Here is a 17125-nt window from a genome sequence, read left to right as displayed (position 1 = left end):
TTTGATTAAGTGCTTAATTTAATGAATAGTTTGATATTTTATTTGGGAACTTTTTATATTTTAGTTGGGACAATTTTTCTAACTGTACCGATAATTTATCTTGAGCTCGGCAAACCAAAAGACTTAATTAAAGCTTTTTTAAATTTATTAATAGGTTTGATATTAATAATTAAAAATAAAACAATAGATGAATCATTTTTTGTAATTTTTCTTTTTTTAACAGTACTAGTTATTTTTTATCTAGCAGAGCTTTTTTTATCTAGATGGTACCAATTGACAGATAACGAAAAGAAAAAATTAATTACCTTTGTGGAGTTTAAAAATAACTTTTTGAAAATATTAAAGTCTATAAATCTTGTATTTGGTGATTTCACGAAACCTTCAAATTTATTTAATTTTGGTAGCAATAATAAAAATACGACCCAAAAAAAGTGGGTAAGAAATGATAAAAATGATAATATAAAAATCTGAAATCAAATAAATTGGTTATTTGAAACATCCCCAAAATACTACAGGTCAATTAAGAAAGAATATAATGTATTAGATTTATTAAAATAATTCTTTTGATCACCAATATTTCTTATATCGTCCTATGAAATCTCAAAATAACAAAGAAAAAAAATCAGACTTTTCTTATAAAGAAACTTTAAATTTATTAAAAACTGACTTCTCCATGCGCGCTAACTCAGTTGTAAGAGAACCTGAGATTCAGAATTTTTGGGCTAACAATGATATTGATTTCCAATTAGGTTCAAGCAATTCAGGCGAAATATTTACATTACATGATGGCCCTCCTTATGCAAATGGGGCGCTTCATATGGGTCATGCCCTTAATAAAGTTTTAAAGGACATAATAAATAAGTACAAAACCTTAAGAGGATTTAGGGTTCATTTCGTACCTGGTTGGGACTGTCATGGATTACCTATTGAATTAAAAGTTCTTCAGAATTTAAAATCTGATGAAAGAAAGAATCTTGACACTCTAAATTTAAGAAAAAAAGCAACAGATTATGCCCATATCCAAATTAATAATCAGAAGGAGGGGTTCAAAAGGTGGGGCATATGGGGAGATTGGAATAACCCTTACTTAACTCTTAAGAAAAGTTATGAATCTGCTCAGATTGGAGTATTTGGGAAAATGTTTTTAAATGGTTATATATATCGAGGTCTTAAACCTGTTCATTGGAGTCCAAGTTCAAGGACTGCACTTGCAGAAGCAGAATTAGAATACCCGGATGAACATTATTCAAAAAGTATTTATGTTTCATTAAAAATCACTAAAATACCTGAGGAAATTCTATTAAATTTCATCCAAGAAAATCTTGATATAAAAAAAGATTTTTTTCAAAATAATTCTTTCATAACTATTTGGACCACTACTCCTTGGACCATACCTGCAAATGAAGCTGTTGCAGTAAATCCAAAAATAAAGTACGTTTTTGCTATCAATGAAGAGAAGCGAATTTACCTTTTTGCTAAGGATTTATCTTCTGAAATAAGTAAGAAATTGAATAAAGATTTCAAGGTGCTTTTAGAAGTTAAAGGCTCTAAATTGGAAAATATTGAATATCAACATCCCTCTAAGAATAAAAATTGCAGAATTGTAATTGGAGGAGATTATATTACTACAGAATCAGGGACTGGAATTGTTCATACTGCTCCTGGTCATGGGATAGATGATTTTAATGTGGGTCAAAAATATGATTTACCAATAACATGTGTGGTTGATGAAAAAGGTAACTTAAATGAATATTCTGGTCAATTCAAAGGATCAAATGTCCTGAAAGATGCAAATGATTTAATTATTGAATATTTAAAAGGAAATAATTTGCTTCTATTCAAAGAAAATTATATGCATAGATATCCCTATGATTGGAGAACCAAAAAACCAACTATTTTTAGGGCAACAGAACAATGGTTTGCATCTGTAAATGGCTTTAGATCATCTGCATTAAAGGCAATAGAAGATGTTGAATGGATGCCAGAGACTGGAAAGAAAAGAATTTACTCTATGGTTGTTGGTAGAGGAGATTGGTGTATTTCTAGACAAAGGTCATGGGGAGTCCCTATTCCAGTTTTTTATAAAAAAAATGGTAATGATATTCTCCTTAACAAAGAGATAATTAATCATATTCAAGAACTTTTTAGCGAACATGGAGCAGATATTTGGTGGGATTGGGATGTCAAGAATCTTTTGCCAGAAAATTATTTAAAAGAATCTGATTTATGGAAAAAAGGAACAGATACAATGGATGTCTGGTTCGATTCAGGATCTAGCTGGGCCGCAGTATGTGAACTAAGAAAAGAATTAAAGTATCCAGCAGATCTCTATTTAGAGGGCTCAGATCAACATCGAGGATGGTTTCAGTCATCTTTGCTAACATCTGTTGCAGTCAATAATAAACCTCCATATAAGAAAGTTTTAACTCATGGTTTTGCACTTGATGAAAACGGAAGAAAAATGAGCAAATCTTTAGGAAATGTTGTTGACCCAAATATAATTATTAATGGAGGTAATAATAAAAAAACTGATCCTGCTTATGGTGCGGATGTTTTAAGGCTATGGGTAAGCTCTGTAGATTATTCAGTAGATGTTCCAATTGGTTCAAATATACTCAAGCAACTTTCAGACGTTTACAGAAAAGTTCGTAATACTGCAAGATATCTTTTAGGTAATATTCATGATTATGATCCTAAAATTGATAGTTTTGAAATTGAGCAATTGCCTCTCTTAGATCAATGGATGTTAGGCAGATTAGTTGAGGTTACGGATCAAATATCAAATGCTTATGAAAATTATGAATTTTCAAAATTTTTCCAAATTTTGCAAAGTTTTTGCGTTGTAGATCTATCAAATTTTTATTTGGATATTGCAAAGGATAGGTTATACGTAAGTTCTAAATCACAATTTAGGAGAAGATCTTGCCAGTTCGTCATGTCAAAAGTTGTTGAAAATTTAGCCGTACTTATTTCTCCAGTACTTTGTCATATGGCTGAAGATATTTGGCAAAATATTCCATATCTAACTAAAGAAAAATCAGTCTTTCAAAGAGGATGGCCAATATTTTCGCAGTCCTGGAAAAATCAAATACTTAATGAGCACATTGCAAATTTAAGAAATTTGAGAGTTGAAATTAACAAGGCTATAGAAGGATGTAGGAACAAACAAATAATTGGAGCAGCTTTGGAAACTGAAGTTAATTATTTACCTGAAGATAAAGCTTTAAAAGATTCACTTACTTGGCTAAAAGAATTTGGCAATCAAGATGTAGATTTGTTTAGAGATTGGCTTATAGTATCAAATTTCGAAGTTGTATCCGATTTGGCTGAGAATTCCCTGATTATTGATAACAATGCTCTTGGTAAAATTCAAATAAATAAAGCTCAAGGTCAAAAATGTGATAGATGTTGGCATTATCAAAAAGAAACTTTTAATGGAGTCCAAAATACAAAATTATGCAAAAGATGTTCAAATATTATTAATTTTGAATTTATTTAAATCCAGTTTTGTTGATTCAAAAAGAAAACTAAGTTTTGATTTTCTCTGATAAAATTTTCTTCGGTTTCTGTTAACGGTGCTTTATAAAGTTTAAAGTTTGTAATCATATGAGAAAGTGTTATTACTTTTTTTTCTGAATCTATTTCAATTGGATGAGTTGTTGAGCTGCTGAATCCTCTAAAAATAATTATTTCTAATTGTTCTTTTTGATTTTCTTTTAGAATAAATCCCTCTAGTTTAAGTACCCTATCAGGTATCTCGGAACTTATTTTTTCAAGACTATTTATTAAATCAATTTTTGCCATTTTCTGAGAAGCAAGAGTTTCTTCCATTTTTAGGTAATTTGATTATTGACCATTGAAAAATGCCTAAAATATAGATTAATAATGCGAATAATCCTAAGAATTTTGATATCGGCTGGGTAAAGTTAGCTCCAAAGAAAAAATTAAATAAATTTTTGATAATAATGTATAAATTTGAAGAAGGCTGAAGCCATATTGCACAAGTTTCTGAATTAATAAAAGAAAAGCAGGTTAAGTTTTTTAAACTCTGAATAAAGAAATTGAGAGATATAAAAGTTATCGTCCATCTCCATATTTTTGTCGTTGTTGTAAGGTAGTAAGAAAAATCATATTCTCTTAATTCATCATTAATATCGTTCCAAAACCAAACTGAAGCTGTTATTAATAATGTTGAAATATTTGTTATCACAAGAGCATAATTATATTTTCCTATTAAAAGTAGAAGGCTTATAAAAAATAAAAGGGAGACTTTCCAATAAATTGATAGAAGTTTAGTAACTGCTTTATTTCTTTTTTTAAATGACCAGAAAGATAGAGTAACAGGAATACCAATAAGGAAAATTATTGAAAGTTGAAAGGATACCCAAATAGAAAGTTGATTAAAAACGTTCAAAACTTTTTCTTTTTAAACACATAATAATTAAACATCAAACTGTTACTTTTGAACTTACTATTGTCATAGTTATGAATATTATGCATCCTTATATTATTGCCTAGGAATATATTGATAATTGTATGAGACAGCATGTTAATCCTCTTAGTAGTAATTTTAATCAAATTGAAAGAATACCTTCTTTGAGCGAAATGTTTGGTGATTCTAAATTGAACCTTCATTTGGATATAGGTTGTGCTGCTGGTGAGTTTCTATTTGATTTAGCTTTTGTTAATACCAGTTGGAATTATTTAGGCATTGAAATCCGTGAGAAATTAGTCAAAAATGCTAAGTTAAAAGTTATTGAAAGAGAAATCAAAAATCTAAATTTTATATTTGGCAATGCTAATAATATTTTGAATGATGTCCAAAATAAATTTATTATCAAAAATCTAAAAAGTATTTCTTTTAATTTCCCTGATCCTTGGTTTAAAAAGAGGCATTATAAAAGGCGTGTAATTCAGCCAGGATTTATTAATATACTCTCAAATTCATTGCAAAAAGGCACCCTAATTTTTATAAAAACAGATGTAAAGGATTTATTCGATTATATGGATTGCACTATATCGAGTAATTTTCATTTTCAAACAATAGATAAAAAAGATTTTAATTGTTCCGAAAGTTTTAATCCATTTAAAGTTAAAACTGATAGAGAAAAGTATGTGATTGTTAACCAACTTGATATTTATGAAAAAATTTATATAAAAATTTAATTCATCTTTGATTTGTTATTTTATCAATTTCTAAAAAGAGTTTATTTGTTATTTCTTTTGATAAAGAATCAACTTTGTTATGGTTTTTGGCCTCCACTAGAACTCTCATAACCGGTTCTGTACCGCTAGGCCTTATATAAACTCTACAATTATCCGAATATATTGCCTGAATATTTTTCATAGATTCATCAATTAAGATTTTGTCTTTTGAATTTAATTTATTAATATTAAAATTTAGATTGATATTGGTTAGTTTTTGAGGATAAGGTTCGAAACTACTTTTAAGCCAATCATTTAAATTAATATTTTTCTTTTTACAAAATTTAGAAATTTGAAGTGCAGTCAATATCCCATCTCCAGAAAAGTTATTAATTTTTGAAAGTATATGACCTGACTGCTCACCTCCTAAAACTGCTCCTTTTTCCTTAATTGCATCATGCACATGTTTATCTCCTACATTAGTTCTATATAAAATTCCTCCAATTTTCTTCCAGGCCTTTTCAAAACCTAAGTTTGCCATTTGCGTTGATATTAGTAAATTATTTGTGAGCATTTTTTGTTCCAAAAGTTCTCTACCCCAAAGAAAAAGAATGTGATCTCCATCTAAAACATTCCCTTTTGAATCTATGCCAATTACTCTATCAGCATCCCCATCGAAGCTAAAACCCATATCTGCAGGACTCTCTCTTAATGCTTTTTTTAATGGTTCGAGGTTAGTAGAACCGCAATTCAAATTAATTTTTAACCCATTTTTAGAATTATTGATAACTCTTACATCAACACCAAGAGATTGAAAAATATTTTTTGCGCAGGTTGCTGCTGATCCATAGCATGTGTCTAATATTATTCTCAACCCGCTTAGATTTTCTCCTCCCATTGTTTGGATTAGGCCTTTGATATAAATATCAATGAGATCTTTATTTGTATTTAGGGGGATCACTTTTTTAGGAACTGAGATATTGTGACTTGACTCTTCAATTAATTTTTGAATTTTATTTTCAAAATATTTAGTAATTTTTTGACCATTATGATCAAAAATTTTTATGCCATTATATTCTGGCGGATTATGACTTGCAGATATCATGATCCCACTACTTAGGTCTTCTTGTTTGATTAAAAAAGGTATAGCTGGGGTAGGGCAGATTCCAAGATTTATAAATTTTTTACCACTATCGTTTATACCTTGAGTTATTGCCTGAAGAAGAATATCTCCACTAATTCTTGTATCTCTCCCTATTATAATTGGACTTTTCTTTTCTAAGATCGAACCTAAAGCGTATCCCACTTTGTAGGCTAGTGAATAGGTTATCTCTTCATTAAATCTTCCTCTTATTCCATCAGTTCCAAAGATTGATTGCATAATTAGATTTCAGGAATTAAAGAAATTTTGAAAATTATTTATTTATTATTTTATCAGTTGATTAAAAGCTTGTAGATTTTAATTCTCTATATTTGTTTAACTTATTTAAGATGCTTTTAGTTAGTAATTTCTTAATAGTGCAATCTGAGAGTCGAGAGCAAATTTTAAAAACAAATTTAAAAACAATACTTATTTTAATTATATCTATTGTTATCATTTCACTTTTTTTGTTTAGAAATTTCTTTTTTAAATCAACTTATCTTCTAAAGAGTTTTGGAGAATTGTCCGTTGACCCTGAAATAGCTTTTACAAATAATAAGCCTACATTTCTGGAATTTTATGCTGAGTGGTGCGAAGTTTGCAAAGAAATGGCTCCAAAAGTTTCTGCTTTTAAAGATGAATACGAAAAAGATATTAATTTTGTTTTTTTAAATGTTGATAATAAAAAATGGGGTAATTACATCCAGAAATTTGCTGTCAACGGGATTCCTCAAGTTAATCTTTTTGATGAAAAGGGTAATCTAATATCTACTTTTATTGGTAAACAAGATGAAATAAAAATAAGAAAATCTATTAATAATTTAAAAAAAGAAGAGAAACCTTATGAGGAAATTATTAATTCTGAATTTTCAATAATACAAGAAAATAAAAACAATGAGGTTAATCCCCGCAGTCATGGATGATTTTTACCATTCTAAAGATTTTGATACAATCGGAAAACTTTTTTTAAAAATAGACTTGCAATTTTGGGCTATAGACATGTGTTCTTTTTGGGTGCCGTGAGCTGATCTTAAATGAATATAATGGATCCACGATCTGCATGATCCAGACATATAGATTCTTGTTGGAGTTGCTAATGGTAAAACAAATCTTGCACATTCTTTGGCTACGCCTTCAGCAAGTAAATCTTCATATAATTCTGAAGCAGCCTGAAAATGTAAACTTATTTTTTCATTGAATCTTTTTTTTAATTCATCGGGGAGATCGGGAATTGAATTTTGCCTGTTTTTAAAATCTTGACGCCTTAGGTCTGGTAAAGGGATATTTCCCAATTGAGAACTATCTGCATATCTCTGTGAAAATTCCTGGAAAGTAAATGATCTGTGTCTTAAAATTTGGGCAGCTATTCCTCTGTTAGTTTCTATTTGCAAGGTCATAAATGATTGTTCAAAAACACTCCAATGTTCGTTTTTAATGCAATAACTCAATAATTTAGAATAGTCTTCATTTTCCTGATTTTTTGGATTACTAACTCTTGCAATGTAAGCCATTGTTTTTTCTGCATCAGGAGTTAGCGAAATTAGTTCAACTTTACTCATTTCAGATCTTTGCAAGAGTTACTTTTTCTGGTTGGTTTTGATATTTACCTCTTCTATCTTCGTAGGTTGTAGAGCACGGATCACCTTCAAAAAAGAGTAGTTGGCAAATACCCTCTTCAGCATAAATTCTGCAATCTGCACCAGAACTATTACTAAATTCTAAAGTTAAATGACCTTCCCACCCTGCCTCTGCGGGCGTTGTATTAACAATAATTCCAAGTCGGGCGTAAGTACTCTTGCCTATACAAATTACAGTAATATTTTCTGGAACTTTCATCTTTTCTAAAGCAACTCCTAAACCATAGGAGTGAGCAGGAAGAATGAAAAAGTCTCCATCTTTATCATGGTGAAGAACAGTTTTCTCTAAATTATTGGGATTAAACTTTTTGGGGTTCATCACAGTCCCAGGGATATGTCTGAAAATTAGGAATTCTTTAGATGAAAGTCTTAAATCATAGCCATAAGAGGAACATCCGTAACTCAAAACTGGCTTTTGTTTATTGTCAGGCTCAAGATGTCTCACCAAATTTGATTGAAAGGGTTTAATCATACCTTCCGAAGCTTTTTGATTTATCCAGAGATCATTTTTTAGCATTGTTTTATGAGCGAAGTTCGGTAATTTGGTTAGCCATTAATAATAAATCTTTAGGTATATCTGTACCAGTAAGGATTACATCTCCTGATATAAATCGGTTTTCAAGTGTTGAAATCAAATCATCTTTATCGATAAATTTCATGTCAATAGCTAAAAAAATTTCATCAAGTATGATTTGATCATTTTCTCCAGACTGTAGTTCTCTTTTACAAAAATTCCATAATTCAATAGTAGATTCATAAATAGATTTTTTTAAAGTTTTATTATTTTCAATTGCTTCAGAATTATATTGATCATATGAATGAGATGATCTTACCCAGGTCAAATTACCGCATAGCTTTACTGCATGATCAACTCCTTGCTTTACCCCTCCTTTCATAAATTGTATTAGTAGCACTTTTCTGCCAAGAGCAGCATTTCTTAGAGAGTCTCTAATGATAGATGTATAGCTACCTCTATATGAAGATTGATAGATTTGGATTTGTCCGTTTTGTGGAAATTTTTTTAGGTTAATTTTGTTATCAGTATTTGTTTTTAAAACATCAAGGTTACCTTTGGAATAAATATGAGATGAGCTAATTACCATTATTTAGATTCTTTCTACATGCAGTATAATTAGAATCTATTAACGCTGCATATAGTGTAATTTTACTTAAAAAAGGTTTAAGCAACTTGAAACTGAATGAAAAAAGCTTGTTGATAAACCGATAAGAATTGAAAATTGTTACTGTTGATACAAGATATTTCAGGGTGTCTCCTTAAATTTTTTAATAGTCAAGATATTTATGATACCTGCTTCACGAGGATTCAACCGCTTTAGTTCGCAACAATCCGGACAAAGTAAAATTAACTCTGTTGGAGAACGTTTTCCAATCAATAGAACTTTAATGGAAGTTATTAAAGGTCTAGATGGTGCAAGTACAGAAATGGTTGAGAGATCTAAAACAATATTCTTCCCCGGTGACCCTGCTGAAAGGGTTTATCTTATAAGAAGAGGCGCAGTAAGACTTTCAAGAGTTTATGAGTCGGGTGAGGAAATAACTGTTGCTCTCTTAAGAGAGAATAGTCTCTTTGGTGTTTTATCCCTGCTTACAGGCCATAGATCTGATCGTTTTTACCATGCAATAGCATTCACAAGAGTTGAAATGATAACAGCACCTGCAAATTCTGTTTTAAGAGCTATAGAGGAAGATGCCTCAGTAGGACTATTACTTTTACAGGGGCTTTCAAGTAGGATCCTGCAAACTGAAACAATGATAGAAACTCTTACACATAGAGATATGTCTTCTCGTTTAGTGAGTTTTTTAATGGTCCTTTGTAGAGACTTTGGAGTTGCAGGTGAAAAAGGTATTACAATAGATTTAAGGCTTTCACATCAGGCAATTGCTGAAGCTATTGGTTCTACAAGAGTAACCATTACAAGATTATTGGGTGATTTAAAGGATTCAGGTCTTCTTAATATTGAAAGAAAAAAGATCACAGTGTTTGATCCAATTGCTCTTGCAAAAAGATTTAATTGATTCATCATAAATTATGATGTATTGAGTATATACAAAAGTGTGGCTTGGATTCTAATTGTTTTTTTAATATTACTTGGGGGATTAATTGCGCCATTTGGGGATATTCTTGGAACAAAGATTGGTAAAGCAAGATTTAGTATCTTAAAATTAAGACCGAAAAAAACAGCAACTATTATAACTATTTTTACCGGTGGATTTATTAGTTCAATATCAATAGGTTTATTGATTTTAGCAAGTGAAGAATTCAGACAAAGGCTTTTTGTTGATATTCCTTTTTTGCAAAAAACTTTAGATGAAAGTAAAAAGGCATTAATCCCTTTACAGGAAGAACGAAAAGAACTTGAGGGTAAAATTATTCAAAAAGAAAAGGAGTTAAATCAATTAAAAAATAATATTAAAGAATTTAGGAGAGGAAATATCGTTATTAAAAGAGGACAAACTTTATTTATTGCTGAGGTTGATTCCAGCTCAAATTTAAAACTTAACTTAACAGAAATCTTTAATGAAGCTGATAAATTTGTTAGAAAAATTGTTATCCCAAATAATAAAAAAGCAAGAAATATTCTTTTGTGGAGACCCAGTGATATTACAAAGATTGAGACAGTAGCTGCTAGCGGAGGTAACTGGGTTTTATTAATTAAATCAGCAACAAATGTTTTAAAAGGAGATAATTATGTTTTTGTATCTCCAGATTTATTAGAGAATAAATTTATAGTCAAAAAAGGTGATATTATTACAAGTTCTATTCTGGAAGCAAGTGATTTAAATAGTAAATCAATAAATCTAAAAATTAAATCATTGCTTAGAGAAACAAGAGATGAAATTAAGTCAAAAGGGTCGCAAGTTAGTGAAATTAATACAAGTGGAAATTTTGTAAAAAAAATTAGAGACTTTCTTAAAGAAAATCAAAATATCAAATTTAAGTTGGAAGTAGTATCTTTAAGAGATAGTAAAACTATAGAACCTATAGTCGTTGAAATTAATATTTTAAAGATTGCAGTTTAAATGTCTAGAGTAATAACTATTGATCCCGGAAAAAGTAAATGTGGCTTAGTATTAGCTGAAATAAGTGAGAAAAAAGTTTATAAAGCGATAATTCTTAAAAGTGAATTACTTGGGAATTATGTCAGAAATTTAATTACTGCTGAGGAAATATCACAAATTATTATTGGCAATGGTACCACTAACAGGGAGATCAGAGAAAAACTAGATTTTTTTAAAAAAGAAATAATAACTTTTGAGGAAAAGAATACTACCTACAGGGCTAAAGCAAGATATTTCGAACTGTTTCCAATAAGTGGTCTCAAGTTTTTAATTCCAAGAGAGGTTTTTATTCTTAATAAAAACCTTGATGCTATATCAGCTCTAATAATTTTAGAGGATTATTGCAAAATGAAGTTTACTTTGAATCAAAATTTAGATTTTAAAACTTGGCTGAAATAGTGAACTTATACTCATTCCCTGTTTCTAGTTCATAATCTTTTTTTAGTAAAAATTTCAATAAGGCATTCTCAATTAATGCTCTTCCTAAAGGTGGATCTACCTTTAATTGACCCTTATTAAAGGAGTATGTAAAAGTCCATTTAAATTGACTAGCTTCCACAACCCCCTGAATTTGCTTTTTAGAGAAGCAATATTTCCTAACACTTACATTTGCGATAGTTTCAGGTTTTGAACGCATTTCTTAAGGTTGGTCTTTGTCAAAAGAATTTAATTCATTAATTATATATTCTTCTTTTTTAGTATTTATTTGTTCAAGAGATTCAATTACTCTCTTGTACACTTTATTTAAGATTGATTTTTCTTCTAGAGAAATATTTCCTAATACATGTGAAATGGTATTAAAATTATTTTTTCCTTTTATGAGAGGAGGTGACCCAATACCAATTCTTATTCTTTTAAAGTTTTGTGTCTGCAATTGTTCAATGATGCTTTTAAGCCCGTTATGTCCCCCTGAGCTTCCTTTTCTTCTAAATCTTATTTTTCCAAGGGGAAGATCTTTATCATCGACTATTATGAAAATCTGATCTAAATTGATCTTGTACCAATCAACTATTGCGCGGACAGCATCACCACTGTTATTCATAAACGTATTTGGTAAGAATAATCTGAAAGTAGAATCATTGATTTGGAATTCTGAGCAGGAACTTTTAAGCTTATCTTTTAGTAAGAAATTTGAATTATATTTTTTCGAGAATTGTTCAAGCAGTAAAAAACCAATGTTATGTCTACTTTTTGAGTATTTTTTGCCAGGATTTCCCAATCCAATTAAAAATATTTCTTTCATTGTTTATTTCTAAATCTCTTTTTGTTTGAGAATTATTAATATATACAAACTATAACTAATTAATAAAACAAAAATTTAAAAAAAAATTACTTGGCAATTTTAACATTAACCAAATAACTTTTTGAGAAATTTTCAGAAATTTAATTTCCGTTCCAATCTACTGAGAAACCCTGTAGCAGAAGGGATTGGTTATAAATTTGTAGAAGAATAACTAAGAAAACCAAAAGTAGTAGACCAATTACTGTCATGACAGGTACTGCTCCCCAACCAGGTACAACTTTCCCCTGACCTGAATTGCCAATTGCTTTTAGAAGACTTCCTAATGCTGTTTTTTGACCCATGTTAAATTCACAAAATCGAATATTATTTCGCTATTGTATAAGAACTTATACATAAATTGTTTACAAACTTAGCAAAATTGATGCAAACTTTATCATCAGCTCCTGATCCTGCAGTTTCTATAGCTGTGACAATTCTGGCCCTACTCTTAGCTTTGACCGGTTTTGGTCTTTGGACTGCCTTTGGACCTAAAGCAGCAAAGCTTACTGATCCTTGGGATGATCATGACGATTAGTCTCCCTTAAAGTATTTCAAAATTTACCAAAAATACAAAAAGTAAACAATTAACCATAGTTTAATTATAAATTTAATAGGATATAAATCTGTCAGCACTAGTAATTCCATGCTTGCCTTAAAAATTTCTGTTTACACAATCGTTTTCTTCTTTGTTGGAATATTTCTTTTCGGATTTTTAGCAAGTGACCCAACAAGAACCCCAAATAGAAAAGATCTAGAAAGTCCTCAAGATTAATTTTTTAATTAAATTCTTAAATTGATTTCAGGTATATCAAAAAAAGTAATATTTTTCTCTTTTCTTTTTATTAATTTTATTCAGCCATCAAAATCAGCTGAATTTTCAAAAATTAATAAAGATGTCAACAATCGGAATATAAAAATAACTTTATCAAATTCATCTAATTTAGACATTTCATCAAATTCTCAAAATGGATCTTTTAGTAATAATCTTGATGAAGGTAATGATTATGTAAAATTTTTAAAGAAAAAAACAGATTCACTTTTGGTTGCTAAAGCCGAAAATCAACATGAGTTAATAATACAATCGGATAAACAGTCCGAAATAAGTGATGTTATTTATGCAGAGGGCAATGTTTCCGTTTCTTATAAAGGCAAACTACTCAAAGCTGATAAATTAATATACGACAAGTCAAATAAAAAAATTGAAGCAAACGGAAATATAACATTCATATTAGGAGATCAAATCTTTAGAGTTTCACAACTTGAATACAGCTTTAATAGTGAAAAAGGTTATCTATTAGATGTTAAGGGTGTTATTAATACCAATACTTTGATTGATGACGTATCTTCAAATTTCAGCTTATCAGATTCTAAAAAGTTAGAAAATTTAATTGACTTAAATAAAAGGGAAGTTATAAATACTCCTGAAAATATACAGAATTGGTTGTTTTTTACAGAAAAAATGATCATAGATGGAGATAAGTGGAAGAGTAAGAAGGCTATATTTAGTAATGATTTACTTGAATTAAAACAAGCAAAATTAGTAATAAATTCATTAGAAGTTTTTCCTATTAATGAAAAACTTAGATTTAAATCCTCATTAAATTATTTAATACTTGACGAAAAAGTATCAATCCCCTTTTGGTTAGGTAGTAGAAATTTTGATTTTAAAAAGGTACAACCTGCAAATACATGGAACTTTGGATATGAAAATTTAGATAAGGATGGGTATTTTATCGGGAGGAGAATTAACTCAATAGACATTAATGATGATTTTGTTCTTGATTTAGAACCTCAACTCTTGATTCAACGCTCACTAAAAGGCTATACAAAAAGTTTTGTAAATAAGGGGGAATCAATAACTTCAGATAGGGTTAAAAGAAATTCAAGTTTTGAAGATTATTTTGCTCTAAAATCCCAGATAAAAGGCACAATAAAAAATTGGGATTTAGAAATAGAAAAGAATTTAAATTCTCTTGACTTTAATAAATTTTCCGATGCATTTAGATTTAACACCAAATTGAGTAAAGAAATTGATTTGTTAGATTCAGTATGGGAAAAAAGTTTTTATGGAGTTTATAGAGAGAGGGTTTGGAATGGTTCATTAGGTGAAGCAGAAATTTACTCTGGTTATGGTTCAAAATTGCAAAAAGAAAATAATTGGATTACTGATGGCATCCAAAAGTCAGAATTTTTATCTTTAGGTTTGGCCAACATAACGGCTGAGGCTTTAAATACAAAAAATCTTGTAACTAATCTAAAAGGTAATTTGTTTTATTCTCTTGATCAGAAATTTCCAATTAGTATTGTAAATCCTAAAAAGAAATCTATTGATATTTCATATAAGTATATTCCTGAACCAATCTCAAAAGGATTAAGTCTTAATACAAGATTAGAAGCATCATATTCTTTCTATGAAAATGGACATCATCAAGAATATATAGGGCTAGGTATAGGCCCAGAATTAATATTTGGTAATTTTAAAAACAAAACTTTTGACTATACTCGTATAAGTCTTTTACCTTTTTATAAATTTGATAGTGGCGAAAGTGTTTTTAAGTTTGATCATAATTATGAGGACTTAACCTTAAATATTTCTTATGATCAGCAATTATATGGACCAATTATTCTCAAAAGTTTTGGGATTTTGAACTTAACAAACGATTCAAATGATTATGGTGAATTTATAGATTCCAAAATTTCTTTAAATTGGAAAAAAAGATCCTATGAAGTTGGTATTTTTTATCAACCTCATAATCAAGCAGGGGGAATCTCTTTCAAGTTATTTGGATTTAAATAGTTAAGAATAATAAGAGTTAAATTTTATATAAGGTAATTGGTTAAATTTATTTTCTATTAAATTTTCATTGTCAAGTAGTGTTGAAGTAGCATCCCATTCTCCTGTTAAAAACATTTTTCTTGAGCTTTCCCTAATTTCAAGATTAAAATTTAAATCTTTTGATTTTGCTGAGGATTTTTTCAGATCAATTTCTAAAAATAAAAATTGATTATCGCAATAGTTTTGTATTTCTTCTATGGATTTTTTAGGTAACGTAAAACATGGAATTCCGATTGCAATACAGTTACTGTAAAAAATATCGGCGAAACTTTCTCCTATAATTGCTTTTATACCCCATCTCATAAGCGCTTGGGGAGCATGTTCTCTGCTGGAACCACATCCAAAATTGCTATTAACAATTAGTATTGAGGCATTTTTGTTTTCCTCAAGATCAAAAGGATGCTTTCCTTTTAAAGTTTTTCTATCGTCTTCAAAAACAGATTCACCCAATGAATCAAAGTTAATACACTTTAAAAAACGTGCTGGAATTATTCGATCTGTATCAATGTCATTACCAATCAACGGGATACATTGCCCGTTAATATTTGAAATTTTTCCAATTGGCTGGGTAAACTCTGATTTCATCAGTTAATAAATTCTCTAACGTCACTGACTTTGCCATTAATTGCAGCAGCGGCAACCATTGCTGGACTCATGAGAAGTGTTCTTCCACTGGGAGATCCTTGCCTACCCTTGAAATTTCTATTACTAGAACTCGCACTAACTTGATTACCTATTAGCTTATCTGAATTCATTGCTAAACACATTGAGCAGCCAGGTTCTCTCCATTGAAATCCAGAATCCTTAAATATCTGATCAAGACCCTCTTGTTTTGCTTTAGTGGCTACTTTCTCTGAACCTGGAACTGCAAATGCTTTGACATTCTTGGATACTTTTTTGCCTTTTAATACTTTAGCTGCAACTCTTAAGTCACTGATTCTTCCATTTGTGCAACTACCTATGAAACAAACGTCTACAGGAGTATCTTTTATTAATTGTCCAGGCTTGAAACTCATATATTCATAAGCCTCTTCTGCAACTAATTTATCATTTGGGGATAATTCATCTAAAAGAGGGATTTGTTGATTAATGCTTATACTTTGGCCGGGAGTAATCCCCCAGGTTACAGTTGGCTCCACTTTAGAAGCATCTAATTTAATTACGTCATCATAAATTGAATTTTCATCGCTTTTTAATGATTCCCACCATCTAAGCGCTCTATCCCAATGTTCATTTTTTGGAGCATATAATTTATTTTTAATGTAACTAAAGGTCTTCTCATCAGGGTTGATGTAGCCGCATCTTGCTCCTCCTTCAATAGACATATTGCATATCGTCATCCTTTCTTCCATTGATAATTCATGTATCGCAGGTCCTGCGAATTCATATGCAAAACCTACTCCTGCCTTTACACCAAGTTTATTAATTATATGAAGAACTAAATCCTTAGCATAAACACCCTTAGATAATGTATTGTCACACCAAATCTGCCTCACTTTCAATTTGTTCATGGCTAAGGTTTGCGAAGCAAGAACATCTCTTACTTGACTTGTACCTATACCAAAAGCAATTGACCCAAAAGCTCCATGAGTTGAAGTATGAGAATCTCCGCAAGCGATTGTCATTCCTGGCTGAGTTAGGCCTAATTCCGGTGCTACTACATGAACTATTCCTTGATTACCACTACCAATATTAAAAAATCTTATTTTATGTTCTAAGCAATTCTTCTCAAGTGTTTCAATCATCTGTTCAGCGAGATTATCCTTGAAAGGCCTGCTCTGATTATCTGTTGGTACAATATGATCAACAGTAGCAACAGTTCTATCAGGGAATTTTACTTTTAATTTTTTGTCCTTTAAAGCACCAAATGCTTGAGGACTCGTCACTTCATGGATAAGGTGAAGACCAATAAATATTTGATCAGATCCTCCAGGAAGACTTGAAACCTTATGTAAATCCCAAACTTTATCAAATAGGGTATCTTGACTCAATTTGTAAAAATA

Annotated in this window: 21 protein-coding genes; 10 read left to right on the top strand and 11 right to left on the bottom strand. The window is 30.1% G+C overall.

Going from position 1 to position 17125, the window contains the following annotated elements; translation table 11 throughout:
* Window positions 1-21: 21 nt before the first annotated feature.
* On the top strand, window positions 22-471 hold the full coding sequence (locus BS621_RS03500; RefSeq protein ID WP_077141827.1) for a hypothetical protein: 450 nt from the start codon (window positions 22-24) through the stop codon (window positions 469-471).
* A gap of 121 nt (window positions 472-592) precedes the next feature.
* On the top strand, window positions 593-3499 hold the full coding sequence (gene ileS / locus BS621_RS03495; RefSeq protein WP_077141826.1) for an isoleucine--tRNA ligase: 2907 nt from the start codon (window positions 593-595) through the stop codon (window positions 3497-3499).
* Here the strand turns inward: ileS and BS621_RS03490 are convergent.
* Window positions 3496-3831: a DUF7734 family protein gene (locus BS621_RS03490; RefSeq protein ID WP_077141825.1), complete on the bottom strand. Its 336-nt coding sequence runs from the start codon at window positions 3829-3831 to the stop codon at window positions 3496-3498. The genes ileS and BS621_RS03490 overlap by 4 nt on opposite strands.
* Window positions 3791-4414 carry a DUF3177 family protein gene (locus BS621_RS03485; protein ID WP_077141824.1) on the bottom strand — a complete coding sequence of 208 codons (624 nt, stop codon included), beginning with the start codon at window positions 4412-4414 and terminating at the stop codon, window positions 3791-3793. Before BS621_RS03485 ends, BS621_RS03490 begins: the two co-directional genes overlap by 41 nt.
* Window positions 4415-4536: 122 nt before the next feature.
* Here BS621_RS03485 and trmB point away from each other — a divergent pair, with 122 nt between their 5' ends.
* A complete protein-coding gene (gene trmB, locus BS621_RS03480) occupies window positions 4537-5166 on the top strand; it encodes a tRNA (guanosine(46)-N7)-methyltransferase TrmB (RefSeq protein WP_077141823.1) in 630 nt (209 codons plus the stop codon).
* A 1-nt stretch (window position 5167) separates the two neighbouring features.
* On the opposite strand, the gene BS621_RS03475 is transcribed toward trmB, so the two are convergent.
* Window positions 5168-6526, bottom strand: a complete 1359-nt coding sequence (locus BS621_RS03475; protein ID WP_077141822.1) for a phosphoglucosamine mutase — start codon at window positions 6524-6526, stop codon at window positions 5168-5170.
* A 137-nt stretch (window positions 6527-6663) separates the two neighbouring features.
* Between BS621_RS03475 and BS621_RS03470 the strand changes: the two genes are divergently transcribed.
* Window positions 6664-7209: a thioredoxin domain-containing protein gene (locus BS621_RS03470; protein ID WP_077142655.1), complete on the top strand. Its 546-nt coding sequence runs from the start codon at window positions 6664-6666 to the stop codon at window positions 7207-7209.
* 3 nt (window positions 7210-7212) lie between these two features.
* On the opposite strand, the gene thyX is transcribed toward BS621_RS03470, so the two are convergent.
* From thyX to BS621_RS03455, 3 genes are read right to left on the bottom strand one after another with little or no spacing between them, the layout of a single operon-like run.
* Complete coding sequence (gene thyX, locus BS621_RS03465; protein ID WP_077142654.1) at window positions 7213-7845, bottom strand: FAD-dependent thymidylate synthase; 633 nt, start codon at window positions 7843-7845, stop codon at window positions 7213-7215.
* A 1-nt stretch (window position 7846) separates the two neighbouring features.
* The gene (dcd, locus tag BS621_RS03460) at window positions 7847-8440 is read right to left on the bottom strand and encodes a dCTP deaminase (protein WP_025933052.1); all 594 of its coding nucleotides are present in this window, start codon (window positions 8438-8440) and stop codon (window positions 7847-7849) included.
* 4 nt (window positions 8441-8444) lie between these two features.
* On the bottom strand, window positions 8445-9026 hold the full coding sequence (locus BS621_RS03455; RefSeq protein WP_077141821.1) for a cob(I)yrinic acid a,c-diamide adenosyltransferase: 582 nt from the start codon (window positions 9024-9026) through the stop codon (window positions 8445-8447).
* A gap of 199 nt (window positions 9027-9225) precedes the next feature.
* On the opposite strand from BS621_RS03455, the gene ntcA reads away from it, so the two are divergent.
* From ntcA to BS621_RS03440, 3 genes are read left to right on the top strand one after another with little or no spacing between them, the layout of a single operon-like run.
* Window positions 9226-9960, top strand: a complete 735-nt coding sequence (ntcA, locus tag BS621_RS03450; protein WP_025971688.1) for a global nitrogen regulator NtcA — start codon at window positions 9226-9228, stop codon at window positions 9958-9960.
* Window positions 9961-9999: 39 nt separating this feature from the next.
* The gene (locus tag BS621_RS03445) at window positions 10000-10965 is read left to right on the top strand and encodes a DUF3084 domain-containing protein (RefSeq protein ID WP_077141820.1); all 966 of its coding nucleotides are present in this window, start codon (window positions 10000-10002) and stop codon (window positions 10963-10965) included.
* A complete protein-coding gene (locus BS621_RS03440; RefSeq protein ID WP_025933056.1) occupies window positions 10966-11403 on the top strand; it encodes a hypothetical protein in 438 nt (145 codons plus the stop codon).
* Here BS621_RS03440 and BS621_RS03435 read toward each other — a convergent pair.
* From BS621_RS03435 to psbH, 3 genes are all read right to left on the bottom strand, one after another.
* Window positions 11384-11641: a DUF3146 family protein gene (locus tag BS621_RS03435; RefSeq protein WP_077141819.1), complete on the bottom strand. Its 258-nt coding sequence runs from the start codon at window positions 11639-11641 to the stop codon at window positions 11384-11386. The two genes, BS621_RS03440 and BS621_RS03435, sit on opposite strands and share 20 nt — an antisense overlap.
* Window positions 11642-11644: 3 nt before the next feature.
* Window positions 11645-12247, bottom strand: a complete 603-nt coding sequence (pth, locus tag BS621_RS03430; RefSeq protein ID WP_077141818.1) for an aminoacyl-tRNA hydrolase — start codon at window positions 12245-12247, stop codon at window positions 11645-11647.
* Between the two features lie 140 nt (window positions 12248-12387).
* A complete protein-coding gene (gene psbH / locus BS621_RS03425) occupies window positions 12388-12588 on the bottom strand; it encodes a photosystem II reaction center phosphoprotein PsbH (protein WP_002805661.1) in 201 nt (66 codons plus the stop codon).
* A gap of 80 nt (window positions 12589-12668) precedes the next feature.
* Here psbH and psbN point away from each other — a divergent pair, with 80 nt between their 5' ends.
* The 3 genes from psbN to BS621_RS03410 all read left to right on the top strand — a co-directional run bounded on the left by psbN (window position 12669) and on the right by BS621_RS03410 (window position 15083).
* A complete protein-coding gene (psbN, locus tag BS621_RS03420; RefSeq protein WP_011817745.1) occupies window positions 12669-12821 on the top strand; it encodes a photosystem II reaction center protein PsbN in 153 nt (50 codons plus the stop codon).
* Window positions 12822-12929: 108 nt separating this feature from the next.
* Window positions 12930-13058 (top strand): photosystem II reaction center protein I, encoded by a 129-nt coding sequence (locus tag BS621_RS03415; RefSeq protein WP_002805124.1) that lies wholly within the window; start codon window positions 12930-12932, stop codon window positions 13056-13058.
* 21 nt (window positions 13059-13079) lie between these two features.
* Entirely contained in the window at window positions 13080-15083 is a 2004-nt protein-coding gene (locus BS621_RS03410) for a DUF3769 domain-containing protein (RefSeq protein ID WP_077141817.1), read from the top strand.
* On the opposite strand, the gene leuD is transcribed toward BS621_RS03410, so the two are convergent.
* Both leuD and leuC read right to left on the bottom strand, forming a co-directional pair.
* On the bottom strand, window positions 15084-15707 hold the full coding sequence (gene leuD, locus BS621_RS03405; protein ID WP_077141816.1) for a 3-isopropylmalate dehydratase small subunit: 624 nt from the start codon (window positions 15705-15707) through the stop codon (window positions 15084-15086).
* Window positions 15707-17113, bottom strand: coding sequence for a 3-isopropylmalate dehydratase large subunit (gene leuC, locus BS621_RS03400; RefSeq protein WP_077141815.1), 1407 nt, complete (start codon window positions 17111-17113; stop codon window positions 15707-15709). The genes leuD and leuC overlap by 1 nt, the downstream gene beginning before the upstream one ends.
* Between the last annotated feature and the right edge of the window lie 12 nt (window positions 17114-17125).

This window comes from Prochlorococcus sp. RS04, assembly GCF_001989455.1.
Lineage (GTDB): Bacteria > Cyanobacteriota > Cyanobacteriia > PCC-6307 > Cyanobiaceae > Prochlorococcus_A.
Note: the sequence above shows the minus strand (reverse complement) of the source record. Positions and strands in the feature narration are given on the sequence as shown.